The following is a 20,578-nucleotide window of genomic DNA, read 5'->3' on the forward strand; positions in this document are numbered from 1 at the left end:
TTGGGGCATTTTTATTTGAGTCATTTCTTAACAATCATTCAGCGCTAATCATCTAGCAATAATTACTTAGAAACAAGCATTGAGAAATCATTGAACACTATTAGAAATCAAATGTTGCACTCAATTTAAATGTTCGAGGTTCGCTCAGTGACAAATACGTATAATCGTTCACCGAGGCTGAAGCCCAATAGTCTTTATCTAAAACATTGGTCACACTAAAATTCAAACTGGTGGGTACATTCTTGATTTGCGTTTTATAGTTTGCACCCAAATCTATACGTGTCCAATCTTTAAGTTTCAAAGTGTTGGCATTGTTTGCATAAGTTGAACCCGTATATACAACGCGCCCATTTACACTAACATCTTGTTCAATCGGTAGTTTCCAATCCGCTTCGACATTGGCTTGGAACTCCGGCACACTGATCACACGATGTCCATCAAATAAACCTTGGTATGTGTCTTTTTGCTCGGTATCAATCCAAGTTGCACCGCCCAATATCTTGATTGAATCTGTTAATTGACCATAGGCATTAAATTCAAGCCCTTGGTGAATATTCGTCGCTTGACTGATTTGTGCAGTCCCCGAGCTATTCACTGAGGCTTTTTGGCGATCTGTATAGAAATAATTCAATGTTCCACCAATCAAACCATTTTCATATTTCACGCCCAGTTCTTTTTGTTTCGACACAAATGGATCAGCAATAAAGTTATTACCTTCGCTATCCAAAATTGCTTCACCTTGAACCAAAGCTTCGATGTAATTGGCATACATAGACCATTCAGGCGTTAATTTATAACTCACACCCAATGCCGGAGTAAGCTGATTTTTATTAATATTGTATTTATAGGTTCCGTAAGAATATACGTCTTGATCAACTTCCTGATAACGCGCACCCAGCATGAGCGTTAAACGATCATCTAACATCGAAATATTGTCGCCCAAGGCAAAACTTTTCAACGTACTGACACCCGCTTTTGGATAAGTCCCTTCTCCCCCCAACCATTTGTCAATGTTTGAATCTTCGGTGTAAATCGGATCATAAAAATTATCATTCAAACTGGTGGCATATCCATAGCTATAGCGTTTATCTGCACGATATAAAGAACCAGAAGCGACCACTTGATGTTTTAAAGCACCTGTTTCAAATTTAGTTTTCACACCCAGTTCTGCTGAATGATTGCGATCTTTACGTGGAATCATCGATGCAGAAAGTTTTGCTGTTCCTGCTGCGGTATCACTTAATTGCTGGCTTGAGTAAACACCGGCTTCTTCTGATTTGCGGAAACCATATGCGGCATAGGCTGTTGTTGCATCGGTTAAGTCATATTCTGCTCGTACACTTCCGAATAAATCTTCTTCGTTTGAATAAGTCCATGCTTGACCATGATAATTAGCATACTGAGCAGCACTCGGAAGCTGTGTAACTGCATTGGTTAAACGTAAACTTGGTCGATTTTCTGAAAGGCGGTTATTGTTATATCCCAAATCACTAGATAGGCGGAAACGCTCCCCTTTGTAGTCCGCAGCAATCAAAGCCAATCCAAGTGCTTTCTTTTCTTGGTCAATCTCGGTTCCGCCATCATTGTAAGCGGTATTGACCCGCACTCCAAATTGATCACCTGTCCCAAAGCGACGTGATACATCCGATGCCACATAGGCACCATTGAAGTTTGTCCCCACCGTCACACGTGTTAAGGGATCATTACTGGCACGTTTCGGAAGTAAGTTAATTGACCCACCTATGCCTGTTCCACCTGGGATTGCACCATTTAAAAATGCCGAAGCGCCTTTGAAGACTTCTACCCGCTCAAACAGTTCTGTTGGAATATATTGGCGTGGCAATATGCCATACAGGCCGTTATATGCCGTATCATCTGATGCCAATGCAAACCCACGAATAAAATAAGCTTCTTGAAAGTTCCCATAACCTTTGGCTGTACGCACACCTGCATCAGCTTGTAGCACGTCACCAACGCTTTTCGCTTGGCGGTCTTGAATATATTGCTGGGTATAACTGGTGATATTAAATGGTGTTTCTAAATTTTTCTGATTACCGAAAATACCCACTTTACCGCCCGTCGCGACTTGCCCCCCTGCATAAGGCTTCATCAAGCCATTTGCAGAAGCATCCGCACTCACGACCACATTAATAGCTTCTAGCGTTTGAACTTCAGTACTATCCATATTGGCAGCGGGATGTTCCTTTTCAGCGATTTCATTCGCATAAACATATGTGAACCCTTGTGTAGCACACGCCATCATCACACAGAGCTGCTTCATTTTTAACATTGGGAGAGTGATCCTAGAAAATACGCCCACATAATAAATGATAATAATTAGCATTTATTCTTTTATTTCATCTTTTACGATGCTTTTTATTTATTACTTTTTATTTTTTAATTGTAATTTTTTATTAAGCTCAACTTAACGAATTACACTCACCTGATTGCCGAAGAGCGATTTCATTCATCAAATACACAAGGATTAAGTCATTTAATTGCCACTCATGAAACTAATCTGCAAGCTTCATCTATCAGATGTAAACCCGAAAATTACAGATCATTCGGGGAGCTTAGAACAATAATTAACATATGCCTTCTGCTATAGGCTTATTGAGGTGGATGAATAGCAAATTCATGTTCAACGGTATAACTAAGGTTTTTATCAACCATCGGAATAGGTTCAAGTCGCGCAACCAATAGGGATTTTTGTACTTTTTGATCAAAGCTTTTAGAGCCTGAACTTGCAATGAGTTTTGAGCTACCAATATAGCCTGTTGTAGCAATCACAGTGAGCTGTAGTTTGACAGGATGCTTATATGTTTTCATCTCAGACGTAGACAGCACATATTGCGGTGCATTCACCCAAGAGACTTCATACATTTTCGGTTTGACATGTGGATCAATTACATCGGCAACACGCGTAGGTTGGTATTCTTCTACAGGTGTTTTTAATAATTGCAATAATGCATTGACCTGAGCATCTGTCGTGCGGTCTAGATTGCTGACATCAACAGAAGTTTCTGCAGATTCAGAAGCGTTCAAATTGCTATCTGCCCAAGCTGTACCCACACATATAGGTAAAAAAACCGTTAAAACACAAATTCGACGTTTAACCATCTGCCTAAACAATGTTATGACCTTCAAATAAAGAGCCGTCAGTATAAAACATCCAAAAAAAAAAGACGCTTTCGCGCCTTTATATCAACCTCAGTTCCACCAATGATTCACATCATTTAGATTGAGCCAAAGCTTTTTCAATATCTTCATTCAAGGTTTCAGGCTTTGTCGTGGGTGCATAGCGGTTCAAGACCTGACCATTTTTCCCTATTAAAAACTTCGTAAAATTCCACTTAATGCCATTTCCCAATACGCCTTTCGAGTTATTGGTTAAATAACGGAAAATCACATGCGCTTCTGGGCCTTTTACATTCACTTTGGCAAACATCGGGAAAGATACGCCATAGTTTTTTTGACAAAATGCGCCAATTTGATCATTTGAACCCGGATCTTGTCCGCCAAATTGGTTGCATGGAAAACCTAAAACCTCAAAACCTTGATCTTTATACTGTTCGTAAATTTTCTCCAAACCAGCAAATTGAGGAGTAAACCCACATTTACTAGCGGTATTTACAATTAATAAAACCTTGCCTTTATAATCTGCAAAGGATTTATTACTTCCGTCCAGTAATTCTGCTTCAAACTGGTGAATGGTGGTCATGGATAAGTTTCCTCATCATTTTTTTCTTTTGTTTCTAATTCTAAGGATGCCGAATTAATACAATAACGTAATCCAGTCGGCTGTGGGCCATCAGCAAAAACATGCCCTAAATGTGCGTCACAATGATGACAAACAATTTCTGTCCTGACCATACCGTGTGTCGTATCTACATTTTCTTCCACCGCAGCAGGTTCAATCGGCTTATAAAAGCTCGGCCAACCACAACCGCTATCGTATTTTGTTTCAGAAGAAAAAAGCGGTTCCCCGCAACAACGGCATACATAAGTACCAGCTTGTTTAGTATTCCAATATTTTCCAGTGAAAGCTTGCTCCGTGCCTTTCTGACGCGTTATGCGAAACTCTTCTGGTGACAATTCTCTTTGCCATTCTCTTTCTGTTTTATTGAGTTTTCCCATGATGACGTCCCTTTATATCGTGGTATTTAAAATAGGATAATCCTATATTTACGTCATTCATTCTTAAATTTCTAGTCTTTATTCAACAATTTACAAAATCTATATAATGACCAAAAAAGCAAAAGGTAAGCAAATCTAAATCAATGGTAAGCAAAATGCCAAATTAAATGCTTTTTTGTGAGCAACTTTAGTGATAATCTTAGCGCTACTCTTGCTCAGGATTAAAAAATGTCGCAGAAAAAGAGCGTAATTTTTAAAAATCTGCTGCCCGTGATCAAACAATATCAACAGGCAGGGTTTACGCATGAAAAAATAGTTGCTTTACTCAGAGACGAACATCATCTCGATTTAGTAACGACCGAGACATTTAAAAGCTATTTATACCGTTATGCAAAAGTGACCTCCACTCTTTCCGAGAATATAAAAATGCCGAATACGTTTAACACCCCACGCGAAATTAAGAAATCGTCTAAGCTCGAGCATGTTTGCTACGACATTCGCGGACCAGTGTTGCGAGCGGCCAATGAGATGGAAGAGGCAGGCCATAAAATTATTAAATTAAATATTGGTAACCCCGCACCTTTTGGTTTTGAAGCGCCTCAAGAAATTATTAACGACGTGGCATTAAACTTGCCAAATGCAATCGGTTATACCGACTCAAAAGGCATCTTCCCTGCGCGTAAAGCAATTTGTCAGTACTACCAGCAAAAAGGCATTTTAAACATGCACGTCAATGACGTGTATGTCGGAAATGGCGTATCTGAACTGATCGTGATGGCAATGCAAGGCTTGCTCGACGATGGCGACGAAATGCTGGTGCCAATGCCAGATTATCCATTGTGGACTGCAGCAGTTAACCTTTCTGGCGGTACTGCCATTCACTATAAATGTGATGAAGAAAATTTCTGGTATCCAGATATTGCCGACATGGAAAGTAAAATCACCCCGAATACCCGCGGTATCGTGGTGATTAACCCGAACAACCCAACAGGTGCGGTTTACCCACGTCATGTGCTTGAGCAAATTGTGGCTCTTGCGAAGAAATACGACTTAATTTTGTTTGCTGATGAAATTTACGACAAGATCGTTTATGACGGTATTGAACATGTTTCTGTTGCGTCATTGGCAGGTGATCAGTTGTGTATTTCTTTCAATGGCTTATCGAAAGCATACCGAATTGCAGGTTACCGTTCGGGCTGGATGGCAATTACAGGCGATAAATCACGTGCGCTCGACTACATTGAAGGTTTAGACATGTTGGCGTCGATGCGTCTGTGTGCCAACCACCAAGCGCAATATGCGATTCAAACAGCTTTAGGCGGTTATCAATCAATTAATGATCTCATCCGTCCGGGCGGCCGTTTATATGAACAACGTAACATTGCTTGGGAAATGTTGAATGATATTCCAGGTGTATCTTGTGTGAAACCAGAGGGTGCAATGTACTGCTTCCCTAAATTGGATCCTGAAATTTACCCAATTCAAGACGATGAGAAATTCATGTTGGATTTCCTCCGTGCTGAAAAAGTACTTTTGGTTCAAGGTACGGGCTTTAACTGGCCAACACCTGATCACTTCCGTGTGGTGTTCTTGCCTGCTGAAAATGAACTACGTGAAGCACTCACTCGTTTAGGTCGTTTCTTGGCGAAAATGCGTTAATTCATAAGTGCTTTAAAAATAAAAAACCGTACGCCGTGTACGGTTTTTTATTACTGTATCTTTAAATTTGACTTCTTACTGTACTCACACCACAGCTATCTTTTTGAATAGTTAAGTTTTTAATAATTTATTTTGAGCTTAGACCTTAGTCAAAACTTTAAGATCTGTTGATTTTTCTATAGCCTATTCATGTTATTTTTTAACCAATCATAAAAATACATGAGTACAGGATGTTCTCTAACAAAATTAAACTGAGCCTATTTCTCTGTCTAAGCATGTGCCTAGGCATCGGGATATTACGTTTTTCCTATACCGCACTCCTCCCTTCAACCCGTGAAGCATTTGGTTGGAGCCCAAGTTTTGCCAGCATCTTAGGCAGTGCCAATTTGCTCGGCTACTTGATCGGTGCATTTTGGGCCATGAAATTACCCCAAAATAAAAGCATGGTGAATTATATCCAACTCGCAGCTATTGCAGGGACACTCAGTTTACTCAGTTGTGCATTTTCAGGTTTTTCAGAACTTTGGTATAGCACTTGGCGCGTTATTTCAGGGATCAGCGGCGGCTTACTAATGATCCTCTCCCCAAGTGTTGTGGCCCAATGTTCACAGCTTCAAGACCGCTTTAAAATCAACTTTATTGGTTTCAGTGGTATTGGCTTAGGGGTGTTAATGGCAACGCTATTTTTGCCTTACATCCAACAAATGCCGACAAAGTGGGCTTGGTTGATTTTATTTTCTTTTTCAAGCCTGATTTGTATTTTACTCAGCGTGCTTTTAAAAGGTTTTAAATCACAGCTCACAACATTCACCACGATTTCAGCTGCAGAACATAAAGTTGATGGGATATTCTATTGTCTCTTAATCGTGTATAGCACCAGTGCTTTTGCTTACGTGCCCCATTCATTATTTTGGATTGACTATTTAACTCACACCCTACACCTCAGCCCGATCGGGATCAATTTCAATTGGATTTTATATGGTCTAGGGAGTGCTTTAGGGGCATTTGTTGCTTACTGCCTAGCACAAAAACTGGGAAATATTAGCGCTCTTAAAATTTTATATAGCTGTTATGTCTTCGCGATTTTTATAGCGATTATTAATATCCATCCACTTTTTACTTTTTTATCTTCTTTTGCGACAGGCTTGCTCAATCCAGCAGTGGTTTTTCTCACCTCTTATACCATTTTGCAAATCTATGGTAGCGCCTATAAAAAGCTCTGGAGCATTGCAACTCTGTGCTTTGCATCTATTCAATTGATCGGTGGTTTAAGCTTTAGTTTTTTACAGCGAATCGGTATTGATTATTCACAGCAATTTATTTTGGCCGCATGCGTGCTCTTCATTGGAACACTACAACTCTTTTGGTTCACTCGCACTGCAAAATTAAGTAAGCATCTCGTCTAGGTAGATCACAAGACATTCAACTACATCACCAATCATGTATATAAAGAAAAGACCTATTTAAATAGGTCTTTTCTTTTTGATAAATCGTGAATGGACTAAGCTTTTTTCAGCTTTTTCTTTAACTTTTTCAAAGCAGAATTATGCTTTGAAATTTTGTTCAACCTCGCTTTAATTTCCTTTTTAAGTGATTTGGTTTTCTTAGACAAATTCATCTCCTTCTCGTCTACGTATAAAACTTAAATTTCGATCAATTAAAAACCATTCGGCCAAATGAACTTTGATTCACAAAGTCTTTAGCCTACTAATGATGTTGTTGACGCTGATTTCGTTGATGCGGCTGTTGTTTCTGTTTCTTTTGGTCTTGTTGCTGTTGCTGTTGCTGTTGCTGTTGCTGTTGCTGATCATTTTGCTGCTGCTGTTGATCAGTTTGTTGGTTTTGTTGATGCTGTTTACGAGACATTTCATTTCTCCTTATCATCATAAGTGTCACAATGTACTGTTACTAGATGTACATCTACTAAAGGACAGCAACCAATGTACCGCTAATTTTCAAGGATCCAAGCCGATAAATGTTTCGAATTACGTCATTGTAAAATCACTGGCGAATAATTAATTTGAAATCAATCCCCCCTCTATTTTCTGCATTACCTAAGTTCACTCGAATAGTGCTGTTTTAAACTTTTAGTAACATGACAAGCATGCCAGACCATCTGATTGATTGCGTGAAGTCATCTTTTTATCTCGTTCTTTTTAATGGTATTGAGAAGCTATGATTCTATGTTTTTAATTATTCCCCATTAAAAAGGACTGAATCATTCAGTCCTTTTTTCACCTAGCATTTTTTACACTTAGGTTGGCAAATAAACTTAGTCCATATGCTCAATGATGGCTTGTCCAAACTCCGAACAACGCAAGAGTTTTGCACCTTGCATGAGTCGTTCAAAATCATAGGTCACTGTTTTGGCTTCAATCGCCCCCGCAATACCTTTAATAATTAGATCTGCCGCTTCAGTCCAGCCCATATTTCGCAGCATCATTTCTGCAGACAGAATAATAGACCCAGGGTTTACTTTGTCTTGACCCGCATATTTAGGTGCAGTGCCATGTGTCGCTTCATAAACTTGTACCGCGCCACCAATATTGGCACCCGGTGCAATACCAATACCGCCAACTTCAGCCGCCAAGGCATCCGAAATATAGTCACCGTTTAAATTCAGGGTAGCAATGACTGAATAATCGGTCGGACGCATGAGAATTTGTTGTAAAAAAGCGTCTGCGATCGCATCTTTAATCACGATCTCTTTACCCGTTTTCGGATTTTTTATTTTGACCCAAGGACCGCCATCTAGCAATTCACCACCAAAGCGCTCAACTGCGACTTCATAGCCCCACTCTTTAAACGCTCCTTCGGTATATTTCATGATATTACCTTTGTGCACCAAAGTGACATTCGGCTTATCGTTATCAATGGCGAATTGAATGGCCTTACGCACCAAACGCTGAGAACCTTCTTTAGATACAGGCTTAATCCCGATACCGCAATTTTCCTCAAAGCGAATCTTGGTGACGCCCATTTCCTCTTTAAGAAATTTGATCATTTTCTTGGCTTCAGGTGAATCTGCTTTCCATTCGATCCCAGCGTATATATCTTCTGAGTTCTCTCGGAAGATCACCATGTCTGTACGTTCAGGATGCTGAACAGGTGAAGGAACGCCCTTAAACCAACGTACTGGGCGCACACAGACGTAGAGATCTAATTCTTGACGTAATGCAACATTCAGCGAACGAATACCGCCACCGACAGGCGTCGTTAACGGCCCTTTAATTGAAACCACAAATTCGCGTAAAGCCTCAAAGGTTTCTTCGGGCATATAGGTGCCATAAATTTTATTGGCTTTTTCACCACAATAGACTTCCATCCATTCTATGGCACGTTTTCCACCATAAGCTTTTTGTACTGCGGCATTCACCACGGTTTTCATCACTGGAGTGATATCAACACCAATACCATCGCCTTCAATAAATGGAATAATTGGATTATTGGGAACATTGAATGATAAGTCTGAATTTACTGTAATTTTTGTCCCATCCACTGGAACGACGATCTTCTGATAACCCATTTTTATGATCCTCCCTGAGAAGCGAGTGAAAAATAATTGCTGTTTGATAAGACTTTTAATTGCGCTTCACGCATAATACTCTAAAGCAAATCTACCTTTTTTGAGATTTAGATGGGAAATAGCTGCATTTCCCTATTGAATAAATCTTAACCAATTTGAATTATTGTATTTAATAGAAGTTATTTCCTATGAAAATCGTCATCTTAAACAAGCCATATGACGTGCTCTCCCAATTCCGTAAAGACGAAGCGCATATGACCATATCTGACTTCGTGGACGATCCTAGTCTACGTATTGCAGGTCGTTTAGATATGGACTCCGAAGGTTTGGTATTTTTAACCGATCATGGTGGTTTAAATCAGTACATCACCAATCCTGAAAATAAAAAGTTCAAAACCTACTTAGTGCAAGTCGATGGCGACATCACAGAAGAAGCGCTTGAACAATTACGTAAAGGCGTTGAGCTAAAAGATGGTATGACTTTGCCAGCCAAAGCCATTAAAGTGCAACAGCCAGAATGGTTATGGGATCGTGATCCTCCTGTACGTTTCCGTGCAAACATTCCAACCTCTTGGGTTGAAATCCAAATTTGCGAAGGCCGTAACCGTCAAGTTCGTCGTATGACTTCAGCAGTAGGTTTCCCGACTTTACGTTTAATTCGTACACGTATTGGTGCCATCGATTTAGTTCAATTGGGTTTAGAACCAGGTGAAACCAAAGAAATTGAGCCTTTACTGTACCCTGACTTTCAAAATGTACCTGCAGAAGAACCTTACCGTTCGCGCTCTTATGTGAAAAAACCAGGCGGTACAGGTGGTAAGCCAATGGTTCGTAAGAATAAAGATGGCTCAGTGAAAAAGTCAGGTACAAAACGTATCTGGCAAATGGATGAGAGCGAAAAACCAAAACGCCGTACCAATGGTACAACTCGTCCGAATACTAAAGCCCCACGTGGCCGCGGTCGTAACGGACGTTGATATTATTTCTTAAAAATCAGTTTGAAAAAAGCTTACACCAGTGAGCTTTTTTTCAATAAAAATGAATCTTTGAAGCATAATTTATACAACTTTACTTGCTACTAACGAATCTCTCAGTGATGGCTTTAATACTTGAACCTCACCTGTTTCATGTCTTAATATTCTATATGAATAAATATTTTCAGTTTCTAATCCATAAATATTCTGAAATCTCATCTTAAATTTAAAATCCAAATCATTGATTTTTCCTGATAAAAAATCATTAGTATAAGTGTCATTCAAACAATCTAGCCTTAATTTAAATTCAATAGACTCATCAACTAATATTTTCATTTCACGCTGATAAATTGTGTCATCCAAAGTCATTAATAAAACAATTCTTGATTCATTAATTCTCGAATAAACACTAAAAATTAATGAACATAACTTTTCAGGCTTATTAGTTAATAGATCTCTAATATTAAGAATTTCTAATTTTGGAGTGCATAATTCTAAGTAAGGTTGGCATGAATTATGATTCATTCTCAATTGTTCTGACTGTAGCTGAGCAAGATACCCTTGCTGTTTAACGCTCTCCTTCATCTCTTCTATTTGAAGTTTAAGTGCTTTTTCTTGCTGTTCCAAAGCTTTGGTATTTTGATCTAATTGTTTACCTTGCTGGAGATACCCGAGTATTAACCAAAGAAGAGCAACTGGAGCAAATATACCTGCGAGAAAATCCCCTAGTGAATTCAGCTCTCTATTGGTAAATACAAAATTGTTTTGAAAGCAAAACAGTACTATCACTAAGAACCAAATTACAGTTATCGAAATTCCAATTATTAAATTTTTACTATTCATTTTCTTATAAAAAACCCATACCTAAGTATGGGTTTTACATGAAAATTAAATACTTATCAAATTAAGCCTTCAACCACTTCTCAACTTTAGCCTGATCTTCCACTTTAAGTTCAACTTCAGTTAATTCTGAACCTGCCGCTTTCACTTCAAAGCTCATCAGCTCATCACGGCGGAATGCCAACACCGTATAACTGCCATCTTGCTTGGCATATTTTTCTGCCAATTTAACGGTTGCTTTTAGACCATCAATTGCAATAATCACATCGTTCGCAGACAAGCCAGCTTTTGCAGCTGCACCGTCACGGCGAGCAGACTGAACCAACACACCTTCAGGCTTATCAGCCAGTTTTAAACCAAATGGCAATGATTTGTCATTTTTGAGTGTATAGCTTAAGCCAAACTCAGGGAACAACTGATCTAACGGCAATTCATCTGTAGTATTAATCAAGTGATTGATTTGTTCTAACCAATCATCACCCGTTAATTCATTACATAAATTGAAAATAGTCCGTTCATTCACTTGAATGCCATTTTGCGCATTTGCATATAATTTACGCATTAGGGCATCAAGACTTGAACCACGTAGACGTAAGCCAAGATCTAAACATAGCGCCACGAGGCAGCCTTTGTTGTAGTAACTTGTACCTGCATTATTTGAGTTTTCATCCTGACGGTAGAATTTCACCCATGCATCAAAGCTTGACTCAGCAACGGTTTGAATTTCACGACCTGGATTTTGTAAATAGCGATCAATTTGTGCTTTCAAAAGTTTGATATATGAATCCTGATTAATCACACCGCTACGCAGTAAAATCAAATCATCATAATACGATGTAAAACCTTCAAAAATCCAAAGCAAAGAAGTGTAGCCTTCTTTGTTCAAATCATAATTCACAAAGTTTTCTGGACGGATAAATTTTACCAACCATGAGTGGAAATATTCATGGCTGCATAACCCTAAGAAACGTTGATAATCTGCCGATGGCTCTACAGGTTCATTGGCTTTTGGCAAATCATCACGCGGGCTAATTAAACTTGTACTATTTGGATGCTCTAAACCACCATAGCTATTGGCCGTTGCCATGGTCATAAAGGTATAGTCTTTAAATGGTGCTGAACCAAACATGGAAATTTCTGTCGAACAAATTTTTTCGATGTCTTGCTGCATACGCTGCGCGTTCATGGCATGTTTGCCCGAAACCACAAATTCGTGTGGAATGCCGTTGGCTTCAAACCTGAAACGAGTTTGTTCCGCAAGCTCAAACGGTGCATCAATCAACTGAGCATAGTTATCTGCATATAAGGTATAACGACCTTTCACTAAACTTTTTGACTTCAATCCAGTCGCAAGTTGGAAATGTTTTAACTCTGGTGGCAAGAATACTTCAATCTCAATAGCTGTATGTTCTTGGTCAACTAAACCTAAACATGCGCAAGCTGGATTGACATATAAACGGCTTTGATCAACATAAGCACCACGGACCGACAAATCGAAGGCATATACATCATATTCAACCGTGATCAACTCATGATCAGTATTAAATAAACGCCATTTATTTTTTTCAAATTTCTCAATTTGTAACAAACGCCCATCTTCATCATAAGCTCGAACAGCTTCGATATGCTTCGAAAATTCACGAATTAAGTAACTTCCGGGAATCCAAGTTGGCAAAGAAAGCACCTGTGTTGGATTTGCCAAGAAACGTGCAGTGACATGGACTAGATGCTGACGATAATCGTCAAATTCGATTTGATAATGCAACATAATGGGCGATATAAAATTAGTAAAAGATAACTTATCAATTAGATTAACATTTTTTACAACTGAATGCGGAACTGTCGCAATTGTCTACAATTATGACTAGTCAGCAGAAAAAAAAAGGCATAGCATGCCTAAAAATTTTTTCGTTTTACCACCAACGGAATGGTTGGTTAAGGAACCTCATTGAAACACGTGATCTACCTCATCGCGCTGCTTAGTTTTCTATGCTCCACGATAGCAAATGCTGCCCTTTTAAATATTGTCCCTGAAACCGTTGAAGCTGAAGCTTGGACCATTTTAGACCCTCAGTCGGGTCAGGTGATTGCAGAACATAATAGCCATGTTCAGCGTGCCCCTGCTTCACTTACCAAAATGATGGTGGCTTATATTGCTTTAAAGGAAATTAAAGCAGGTCATTTAAAGAAAAATGAAATCCTAACCGCAACCCCAGTTGTACAAGTGGTTCAATGGGATGAATCACAAATGTATCTCAAAGCAGGCGAACAAATTTCAGTTGATCAGCTTTTAGCAGGTCTTGTGGTCATGTCTGCCAATGATGCCGCTGTGACTTTAGCTGAACGCATTTCTAGTGATATTCCAAAATTTATTGAACGCATGAACAAAGAAGCTAAAGCTTTGGGCATGAATGATACCAATTTTCAAAATCCAGCCGGTATTACCATGCCAGAACATTATTCATCGGCGGCTGACCTTGCACGTTTAGGGCAAGCACTTGTTACCGAAACACCTGAGTATTTGAATTATTCTAAACAACAAAGTTTTAGTTATAATCACCGTTTCCACCATGCAACTAATATTTTACTCAAACAAGATCCTACTGTGGATGGTTTAAAAACAGGTTTTACTAAAGCTGCAGGTTATAATTTAGCTTTAACAGCCAACCGTTTGATCGCGAATCCTGACGCGCCAGAACGTCGTTTGATTGTTGTGGTATTAGGGGCAAAAAGTGGATTAAAACGTGCAGAAGTAGCACACAACCTCATGAACTTGGCTTATACCTATACACGTAATGAAGTTGCAATCAAAGATAAGCAATTAATTGCAGAATTACCTGTGGTTAAATCAACCTTAAAAATGTTTAAGGTGGAAACTCAACAACCTAAGCTGATTACTACTTCACTTTATGATCAAGCTTATGCCATCGATTTAAAAGCGTTTGACCTTACGCAGCAACGTATTCTTTTAAATACTGGCAATGGCCAAATTCAAGCCATTGAACCACTTCATGAAACACAGACTAAACTGAGTGTTGAAGTAAATGAAAAAGAACTCACTGCGCCTTTGGCTGAAGTAATGAAATTAGCCACCGTTACTGTTTATCAAAATAATCAGCTGATCAATACCTTTGATATCGAAGATGACGTGCAAATTGAAGAAGCCAATATTTTTGAGCGTTTTATGATGTGGATCAAAGGCCTTTTTAGCATCTTTAATACGGATGCAGCAGAAGTTAAAACCTACCCTTTAGGTCAATGATGTGATTATGTAACTTGTAAGACAATTCGTTATTTGTGCAATAAAGAAGATGGCATACTCGTGCCATCTTCTTTTTTTCAACAATAATAAAATAGGTAATTCAATGAATAACGCTGATGACTCCAAGTTACACCATATTGTCATTGTCGGTGGTGGTGCTGGTGGTTTAGAACTGGTTACGCAACTCGGTGACTTACTCGGGAAAAAAAAGAAAGCGCGCATTACCCTCGTAGATATGAAACTCACGCATGTCTGGAAACCCCTTTTACATGAAATTGCCGCAGGCACGATGTCAGTCAGCGAAGAAGAAATCAACTACTATGCGCATGCTGCGAAGCATCATTATGAGTTTGTCTTGGCTAAGTTTGAAAATGTTCATCCTGCTGAAAAAACCATTCAGCTCAGCAAAGTCCAACAAGGAAAATATGAATCTACTCAAGAACAACTGCAACTGAGTTATGACACCCTTGTTCTTGCTTTAGGCTCAGTTTCCAACGATTTCAATACACCGGGCGTGTATGAACATTGCCACTATTTGGACAGCCTACAACAAGCTGAAATCTTCCAACAAGATCTCTTACAATTATATTTGGATGCACAAAATAGTAATACAGCACGTGAGTTGAAAATTGCCATTATTGGCGCAGGTGCAACGGGGGTTGAACTTTCAGCAGAATTAGTTGAAGCCAAACATAATTTTTATAAATATGGTTTAAATAAAATTCATCCGCAAAGCGTACAGATCAATTTAATTGAAGGTGCTGATCGGATTCTGCCTGCACTGCCTGAAAAAATGGCCGAGCATGCACAGCAGCAATTACAACGCATGAAAATTGAGGTCTTAACCTCTAAACGTGTGGAAAAAGTCGATGCTGAACATGTTTATTTTAATGATGGAAGCAAAATTAAAGCCGAACTAAAAGTTTGGGCGGCAGGCATTAAAACACCAGAAGTAATTTCTAAACTTGAAGGCTTTGAAAAAGACCGCATGGGGCGTTTAAGTGTATATGCAACATTACAAACTAAGGCACACCCAGATATTTTCGCGTTTGGTGATTGTGCACATTGCCAACCGCGTGCAGATGAGCCTGTCCTCGGCCCACGCGCTCAAGTTGCTAGCCAACAAGCGTCATTTCTCGTGGATTGTTTAAAGGCGCGTATCCGTGGTCAACAACTCCCAATGTTCGTATTTTCAGACAAAGGCTCCCTAGTCTCATTAAGCAAGCATAAAGCGGTTGGTGAACTTTTAGGTCAGGTCAATGTTCAAGGCTTTGTTGCCAAATCAATGTACGTATCACTGTATCGAATGCATCAAGCTACAATTTACGGCTATGCACATGCAGGACTATTAACGGCTAAAGATTTTGTTACACGAAAAATTGCGCCTAAAATTAAATTGCATTGAAATTTACAGATTTGCCCCGATTAATGAAAAAATCATCATAAACATTTAAAAATTGCATTTTTTTGATAAATTTAGTCTACAAAAGTGCAATTTCACTTTATGATGTAACCCTTAAAAAATTGAATGGATCAATAACATGACTGCTATTGCAAATAACTCTGTGGTTTCTTTCCACTACACATTGACTAATGCAGAGGGTGAAACTCTCGACCAATCTCAAGGTGAGCCACTAGCATATTTGCACGGCGCTGGTAACATCATTCCAGGTCTTGAAAAAGCTCTTTTAGGCAAAACAGTTGGTGAAAAATTCACTGTAACTGTACCTGCTGCTGAAGGTTATGGCGAATACAATCCTGATCTCGTTCAAGAAGTTCCTGCTCAAATGTTCCAAGGCGTGGACAACATCCAACCAGGTATGCAATTCCAAGCTCAAACTGATGACGGCGTTCAAATCGTGACAGTTAAAGCGGTTGAAGGCGACAACGTTGTTGTTGATGCGAACTTTCCACTTGCTGGTCAAGATTTAACTTTCGAAGTTGAAATCGTTGAAATCCGTGAAGCTTCTGCTGAAGAACTTGAACACGGTCACGTACACGGTGCAGGCGGTCACCACCACTAAGATCTTCTGATCTCTAGTGCAAAAAGGCAAAGTTTTTACTTTGCCTTTTTTATTGCGCCTGATATAGGTATGCCATATAAGAACTTTTCAAACTATTAAATACAAAAAAGCAGGCCACGGCCTGCTTTTTTAAAACGGATAATTAATTCTTATGAATTAACGACGTTGGTTATAAATCTGCTGCGCTGCAGGTAGATTTTTACGCATCGCTTCAATACGTTGTGAGTTTGATGGATGCGTTGATAAGAATGATGAACCTCCCGCACCTTCAAGCTTATTCATTTTTTCCCAAAGCGTAATCGCCGCTTGTGGGTTATAACCTGCACGTGCCATTAACATTAAGCCACCTTGGTCTGCACGGCTTTCCAAAGAACGTGAATAAGGCAGACCTATACCAATTTGACTACCCAACTGCGCGGCCGCAGTACCCAATTGACCGACATTATTACCTGCCGCACTTAAACCAATATTCAATGCAAGATCAGTTAAGGCTTGCGCTCCCAATTTACTTTTTGCATGCTCTTCAAGAGCATGGACCATTTCATGTCCCATAACTGCTGCAATTTCTGCATCGGTTAAATTCAGTTTATTGACGATACCTGTATAAAATACAACTTTACCGCCTGGAGCTACAAAGGCATTGACTTGATCAGATTTCATGACTGCCAATTGCCATTGGAACGCTTGACCCGTTTGGTTCATTTGGTCTGCAAATGGGCGAAGTTTGAGGAATACTGAATTAATTCGTTTATACGTACTTGATGAAGTATCTAACTGATTTTTAGAACGCGCATCCGCCACCATTTTGTTATAACTTTGTGTTGCTTGCGCGTTCAATGTAGCAGTATCCGCTCCTGCCATATCTGCCACTGTCGCACAGCCCGAAATCGTCATTACACCGGCCATACACAGGCTCGTTAGAATTATTTTTTTCATTAAGGATACTCCAGACCATTAAAATATAAGTGAATTTATGGATATTATATTCTTATGGTTTGGAGCTTAAAACGAAGTTATAGCGACTTATAATAGTATTTATGTAATTTTTTTAAGCTGAAAATTGAAGAACCAACCAATAGATTAAGCAAACCACATTCAAGCCCAAATACACATGCATTAATGGCTTAATTTTTTCTTCTAACTGCACATTTTTTCGCTTAAAAAATAGGACAGCATTTTGTATCAAAACTATGGGCACAAGAATACAGGCAATAATCACCGACAACCCAATCAGGGCTTGATAAATTAATTGTGGATCTTGAGTTTGGGCACGAATGATCATCATAGCAATAGTGGGTGCTCCCCCCATCGCAAATAATAAAGAATAAAAAATGGTGGTCGAAATATTCTTTTGCATCCTGCACTTCTCTTCCTAATTCAAATTGCATTTTAGCAACTCAACACAATGTGTATAGCGTACTAAAATGCAACTTTAGTCTTGAAAACAGCCGATATTAACGACGTACACTCGAAGGTGTCGCATTTTTATAATATTGCTGTGCTTCTGGCATCATTTTTTGCATAGCAGCAATACGGTCATTATTGCTTGGGTGTGTAGACATAAATTTGCTCAGTGCATCATTGCCACTGTTGTCATTTGCATTCATTTTTTTCCACAACGAGATCGCTGCTTCTGGGTTGTATCCAGCTTTTGCCATCATCACTAGGCCACCTTTATCCGCGCGGCTTTCCAAATTACGTGAATACGGTAAGCCCACACCGAACTGACTACCCAAATCAAGCAAGGTTGCACCATAGCCGCCTGCAGCATTGCCTACATATTGTGAACCGATACTCACCGCAAGATTGGTCAGTGCTGAAGCGCCAATTTTATTTTTTGCATGTTCTTCTAAAGCATGAACCATTTCGTGACCCATGATTGCTGCGACTTCATCATCCGTCAGTTTGAGGGTTTCGACGATTCCTGTATAGAAAACAACTTTGCCGCCTGGTGCCACATAGGCGTTAATTTCTTTAGACTTGATCACGGCAACTTTCCAATCAAAAACCTGACCCGTTTGATTCATCTGATCTGCAAATGGTTTCATTTTCCAGAAAACACGGTTTACTTTTTGATAAGTCGCAGACTTGGTATCGAGCACTTGTTTGGTCTGTGCGTCTTTCAGCATTGCGTTATAAGACTGTGTTGCCTGTAAGTTCAAAGATGCAGAATCGGCACCTGCAAGATCAGCAATTGTTGTACAACCTGATAAAGAAGCTGCTACGGCAAAGCATGCCAAAGATTTTTTATAATTCATCATGATCTCTAGTTATTTATAAAGAGTGTCAAATATATACAAAAAATTGACTGACTCAATATTTTTATACTTATTTTTTTCAAAATCTTTATTTTTCCATGATTTAAATTTAATATCTGATGTTACTCCGTAAAAATAATTTCACATTTTTTAAATACTTTTAAGTATATTCGACGGAGTCTTACATCTAGAGCTTAAATAAAGGGATTAGCCTTCGGCTGGAGGTACCTCTTACGAAACGTTGTTTCTCATTTGGCAAAATGAGAAGCGTGCTTCGCAAGGAAACCATCTTGCGGTGCAATGCACCTCACCGACAAAACTCGTTCACTAGTGTCAAATTATTCACAGTATTGCAAAAACATTTTTGATTAAAAGTTGTCCTGTCTCAAACACTTGCGGATGACCATACCGCGTATCATTCTTTTATTTGAATCAAATGGCACTTCGGATGTTACTGCGTTTATCAGTTAATAATACCTGTCGGTTTTTGAATTTTTATTCTTCGCCCTATAAAAAAAGCCCCGCTTTCGCGAGGCTTTTGACATCTTAATTCAACAGCACATTATGCGTCGAATGGATGACGTAATACGATTGTTTCATCACGGTCTGGACCAGTTGAAATGATGTCGATTGGACATTCAATCAATTGCTCTAAACGTTTCACATAGTTAATTGCATTTTGTGGCAATTGATCTAGTGATTTCGCACCGAAAGTAGACTCAGACCAACCTGGCATAGTTTCGTAGATCGGTTTTAAAGTTTCAAATGCAAGCGCATCAGAAGAACCTACACAACCAGAATCAGCCGCTTCGTAACCTACACAGATTTTCACTTCTTCTAAACCATCTAGAACGTCTAGTTTAGTTAAGCAAATACCAGAAAGTGAGTTTACTTCTACTGAGCGACGTAGAATTTCAGCATCGAACCAGCCACAACGACGTTGACGGCCAGTAGACGCACCAAACTCAGAACCTACTGTACCCAAGTGTTTACCGATCGCATCACCAACATCGTTAGCAGCATCATAAACAAGTTCAGTTGGGAACGGACCAGCACCTACACGAGTTGTGTACGCTTTAGTAATACCCAATACATAGTCAAGGTGTAATGGACCAAGACCTGAACCTGAGCTTACGCCACCAGCAGTTGTATTTGAAGAAGTCACATACGGGTATGTACCGTGGTCAACGTCAAGAAGTGAACCTTGCGCGCCTTCAAACATGATTTTCTTACCTGCTTTACGGTAAGCATGAAGTTCGCCAGTAACGTCCATCACCATAGGTTCGATGACTTTACGCCATTCGTCACAAAGCGCGATTACGTCTTCTAATTTAACTGCGTCTACGCCGTAGAATTGAGTCAATTGGAAGTTATGGTATTCAAGCAGCTCTTCAAGTTGAGCTTTAAGATGATCACCACCACGTACCAAGTCCGCAACACGTACTGCACGACGAGCCACTTTATCTTCATACGCTGGACCAATACCACGACCTGTAGTACCGATTTTCGCATTACCACGTTTTTTCTCACGCGCTTGGTCAAGTGCGATGTGGTTTGGAAGAATTAAAGGACAGTTTGGAGAAATACGTAAACGTTCTTTAACTGGCACGCCTTCTTTCTCTAAAACATCCATTTCATGGATAAGTGCTTCAGGAGAAAGAACAACACCGTTACCAATTAAGCACAATACGTTTTCACGTAAAATACCAGATGGAATGAGGTGTAATACAGTTTTCTTACCACCAACCACAAGTGTATGACCTGCGTTGTGTCCGCCTTGATAACGAACTACCGCAGCCGCTTGATCTGTGAGCAGGTCGACGATCTTACCTTTACCTTCGTCGCCCCATTGGGTACCAAGTACCACAACATTCTTGCCCATAATAGCCTCATTGCAT

At 39.5% G+C, this 20,578-nt stretch carries 18 protein-coding genes; 6 read left to right on the top strand and 12 right to left on the bottom strand.

The window, feature by feature from the left end:
- Nucleotides 1-100: 100 nt before the first annotated feature.
- From AC4CU0_RS09825 to msrB, 4 genes are all read right to left on the bottom strand, one after another.
- Nucleotides 101-2,290, bottom strand: coding sequence for a TonB-dependent receptor (locus AC4CU0_RS09825; RefSeq protein ID WP_490743041.1), 2,190 nt, complete (start codon nucleotides 2,288-2,290; stop codon nucleotides 101-103).
- A gap of 320 nt (nucleotides 2,291-2,610) precedes the next feature.
- Complete coding sequence (locus AC4CU0_RS09830) at nucleotides 2,611-3,120, bottom strand: energy transducer TonB family protein (protein ID WP_490743042.1); 510 nt, start codon at nucleotides 3,118-3,120, stop codon at nucleotides 2,611-2,613.
- A gap of 112 nt (nucleotides 3,121-3,232) precedes the next feature.
- Nucleotides 3,233-3,721 (bottom strand): glutathione peroxidase, encoded by a 489-nt coding sequence (locus tag AC4CU0_RS09835; RefSeq protein WP_490743043.1) that lies wholly within the window; start codon nucleotides 3,719-3,721, stop codon nucleotides 3,233-3,235.
- Nucleotides 3,718-4,137 carry a peptide-methionine (R)-S-oxide reductase MsrB gene (msrB, locus tag AC4CU0_RS09840; RefSeq protein ID WP_078189058.1) on the bottom strand — a complete coding sequence of 140 codons (420 nt, stop codon included), beginning with the start codon at nucleotides 4,135-4,137 and terminating at the stop codon, nucleotides 3,718-3,720. Before msrB ends, AC4CU0_RS09835 begins: the two co-directional genes overlap by 4 nt.
- A gap of 228 nt (nucleotides 4,138-4,365) precedes the next feature.
- Here msrB and AC4CU0_RS09845 point away from each other — a divergent pair, with 228 nt between their 5' ends.
- On the top strand, nucleotides 4,366-5,796 hold the full coding sequence (locus tag AC4CU0_RS09845) for a pyridoxal phosphate-dependent aminotransferase (RefSeq protein WP_078189059.1): 1,431 nt from the start codon (nucleotides 4,366-4,368) through the stop codon (nucleotides 5,794-5,796).
- Nucleotides 5,797-6,026: 230 nt separating this feature from the next.
- The gene (locus AC4CU0_RS09850; protein WP_490743044.1) at nucleotides 6,027-7,202 is read left to right on the top strand and encodes a YbfB/YjiJ family MFS transporter; all 1,176 of its coding nucleotides are present in this window, start codon (nucleotides 6,027-6,029) and stop codon (nucleotides 7,200-7,202) included.
- Nucleotides 7,203-7,503: 301 nt separating this feature from the next.
- Here AC4CU0_RS09850 and AC4CU0_RS09855 read toward each other — a convergent pair whose 3' ends face one another.
- Nucleotides 7,504-7,662: a hypothetical protein gene (locus AC4CU0_RS09855; protein ID WP_439736182.1), complete on the bottom strand. Its 159-nt coding sequence runs from the start codon at nucleotides 7,660-7,662 to the stop codon at nucleotides 7,504-7,506.
- A gap of 406 nt (nucleotides 7,663-8,068) precedes the next feature.
- Nucleotides 8,069-9,322, bottom strand: coding sequence for an NADP-dependent isocitrate dehydrogenase (gene icd / locus AC4CU0_RS09860; RefSeq protein WP_078189061.1), 1,254 nt, complete (start codon nucleotides 9,320-9,322; stop codon nucleotides 8,069-8,071).
- Between the two features lie 188 nt (nucleotides 9,323-9,510).
- Here icd and AC4CU0_RS09865 point away from each other — a divergent pair, with 188 nt between their 5' ends.
- Nucleotides 9,511-10,299: an rRNA large subunit pseudouridine synthase E gene (locus tag AC4CU0_RS09865; protein ID WP_078194376.1), complete on the top strand. Its 789-nt coding sequence runs from the start codon at nucleotides 9,511-9,513 to the stop codon at nucleotides 10,297-10,299.
- Between the two features lie 81 nt (nucleotides 10,300-10,380).
- Here the strand turns inward: AC4CU0_RS09865 and AC4CU0_RS09870 are convergent, their stop codons facing one another.
- Both AC4CU0_RS09870 and AC4CU0_RS09875 read right to left on the bottom strand, forming a co-directional pair.
- Nucleotides 10,381-11,139 carry a hypothetical protein gene (locus AC4CU0_RS09870; RefSeq protein ID WP_490743045.1) on the bottom strand — a complete coding sequence of 253 codons (759 nt, stop codon included), beginning with the start codon at nucleotides 11,137-11,139 and terminating at the stop codon, nucleotides 10,381-10,383.
- 61 nt (nucleotides 11,140-11,200) lie between these two features.
- Nucleotides 11,201-12,904, bottom strand: a complete 1,704-nt coding sequence (locus AC4CU0_RS09875; RefSeq protein ID WP_490743046.1) for a M61 family metallopeptidase — start codon at nucleotides 12,902-12,904, stop codon at nucleotides 11,201-11,203.
- A gap of 180 nt (nucleotides 12,905-13,084) precedes the next feature.
- Between AC4CU0_RS09875 and AC4CU0_RS09880 the strand changes: the two genes are divergently transcribed.
- The 3 genes from AC4CU0_RS09880 (at nucleotide 13,085) to AC4CU0_RS09890 (ending at nucleotide 16,422) form a co-directional block, all read left to right on the top strand.
- On the top strand, nucleotides 13,085-14,398 hold the full coding sequence (locus AC4CU0_RS09880; RefSeq protein WP_490743047.1) for a D-alanyl-D-alanine carboxypeptidase PBP6B: 1,314 nt from the start codon (nucleotides 13,085-13,087) through the stop codon (nucleotides 14,396-14,398).
- Between the two features lie 103 nt (nucleotides 14,399-14,501).
- The gene (locus AC4CU0_RS09885; protein ID WP_490743048.1) at nucleotides 14,502-15,803 is read left to right on the top strand and encodes an NAD(P)/FAD-dependent oxidoreductase; all 1,302 of its coding nucleotides are present in this window, start codon (nucleotides 14,502-14,504) and stop codon (nucleotides 15,801-15,803) included.
- A 136-nt stretch (nucleotides 15,804-15,939) separates the two neighbouring features.
- Entirely contained in the window at nucleotides 15,940-16,422 is a 483-nt protein-coding gene (locus AC4CU0_RS09890) for an FKBP-type peptidyl-prolyl cis-trans isomerase (protein WP_078194383.1), read from the top strand.
- Nucleotides 16,423-16,578: 156 nt separating this feature from the next.
- On the opposite strand, the gene AC4CU0_RS09895 is transcribed toward AC4CU0_RS09890, so the two are convergent.
- From AC4CU0_RS09895 to AC4CU0_RS09910, 4 genes are all read right to left on the bottom strand, one after another.
- Nucleotides 16,579-17,358, bottom strand: a complete 780-nt coding sequence (locus tag AC4CU0_RS09895) for a M48 family metallopeptidase (RefSeq protein WP_111885895.1) — start codon at nucleotides 17,356-17,358, stop codon at nucleotides 16,579-16,581.
- A 112-nt stretch (nucleotides 17,359-17,470) separates the two neighbouring features.
- Nucleotides 17,471-17,779 (bottom strand): hypothetical protein, encoded by a 309-nt coding sequence (locus AC4CU0_RS09900; RefSeq protein ID WP_078194385.1) that lies wholly within the window; start codon nucleotides 17,777-17,779, stop codon nucleotides 17,471-17,473.
- Between the two features lie 97 nt (nucleotides 17,780-17,876).
- Nucleotides 17,877-18,680 (bottom strand): M48 family metallopeptidase, encoded by an 804-nt coding sequence (locus AC4CU0_RS09905; RefSeq protein ID WP_180103165.1) that lies wholly within the window; start codon nucleotides 18,678-18,680, stop codon nucleotides 17,877-17,879.
- Between the two features lie 562 nt (nucleotides 18,681-19,242).
- Nucleotides 19,243-20,562: an adenylosuccinate synthase gene (locus AC4CU0_RS09910; RefSeq protein ID WP_490743049.1), complete on the bottom strand. Its 1,320-nt coding sequence runs from the start codon at nucleotides 20,560-20,562 to the stop codon at nucleotides 19,243-19,245.
- Between the last annotated feature and the right edge of the window lie 16 nt (nucleotides 20,563-20,578).

Source organism: Acinetobacter sp. LipI_15 (assembly GCF_058242865.1).

Coding starts and splice junctions, on each gene's coding strand:
- AC4CU0_RS09825 (WP_490743041.1), bottom strand. CDS start 2,290: ATGTTAAAAATGAAGCAGCTCTGTGTGATGATGGCGTGTGCTACACAA.
- AC4CU0_RS09830 (WP_490743042.1), bottom strand. CDS start 3,120: ATGGTTAAACGTCGAATTTGTGTTTTAACGGTTTTTTTACCTATATGT.
- AC4CU0_RS09835 (WP_490743043.1), bottom strand. CDS start 3,721: ATGACCACCATTCACCAGTTTGAAGCAGAATTACTGGACGGAAGTAAT.
- msrB (WP_078189058.1), bottom strand. CDS start 4,137: ATGGGAAAACTCAATAAAACAGAAAGAGAATGGCAAAGAGAATTGTCA.
- AC4CU0_RS09845 (WP_078189059.1), top strand. CDS start 4,366: ATGTCGCAGAAAAAGAGCGTAATTTTTAAAAATCTGCTGCCCGTGATC.
- AC4CU0_RS09850 (WP_490743044.1), top strand. CDS start 6,027: ATGTTCTCTAACAAAATTAAACTGAGCCTATTTCTCTGTCTAAGCATG.
- AC4CU0_RS09855 (WP_439736182.1), bottom strand. CDS start 7,662: ATGTCTCGTAAACAGCATCAACAAAACCAACAAACTGATCAACAGCAG.
- icd (WP_078189061.1), bottom strand. CDS start 9,322: ATGGGTTATCAGAAGATCGTCGTTCCAGTGGATGGGACAAAAATTACA.
- AC4CU0_RS09865 (WP_078194376.1), top strand. CDS start 9,511: ATGAAAATCGTCATCTTAAACAAGCCATATGACGTGCTCTCCCAATTC.
- AC4CU0_RS09870 (WP_490743045.1), bottom strand. CDS start 11,139: ATGAATAGTAAAAATTTAATAATTGGAATTTCGATAACTGTAATTTGG.
- AC4CU0_RS09875 (WP_490743046.1), bottom strand. CDS start 12,904: ATGTTGCATTATCAAATCGAATTTGACGATTATCGTCAGCATCTAGTC.
- AC4CU0_RS09885 (WP_490743048.1), top strand. CDS start 14,502: ATGAATAACGCTGATGACTCCAAGTTACACCATATTGTCATTGTCGGT.
- AC4CU0_RS09890 (WP_078194383.1), top strand. CDS start 15,940: ATGACTGCTATTGCAAATAACTCTGTGGTTTCTTTCCACTACACATTG.
- AC4CU0_RS09895 (WP_111885895.1), bottom strand. CDS start 17,358: ATGAAAAAAATAATTCTAACGAGCCTGTGTATGGCCGGTGTAATGACG.
- AC4CU0_RS09900 (WP_078194385.1), bottom strand. CDS start 17,779: ATGCAAAAGAATATTTCGACCACCATTTTTTATTCTTTATTATTTGCG.
- AC4CU0_RS09905 (WP_180103165.1), bottom strand. CDS start 18,680: ATGAATTATAAAAAATCTTTGGCATGCTTTGCCGTAGCAGCTTCTTTA.
- AC4CU0_RS09910 (WP_490743049.1), bottom strand. CDS start 20,562: ATGGGCAAGAATGTTGTGGTACTTGGTACCCAATGGGGCGACGAAGGT.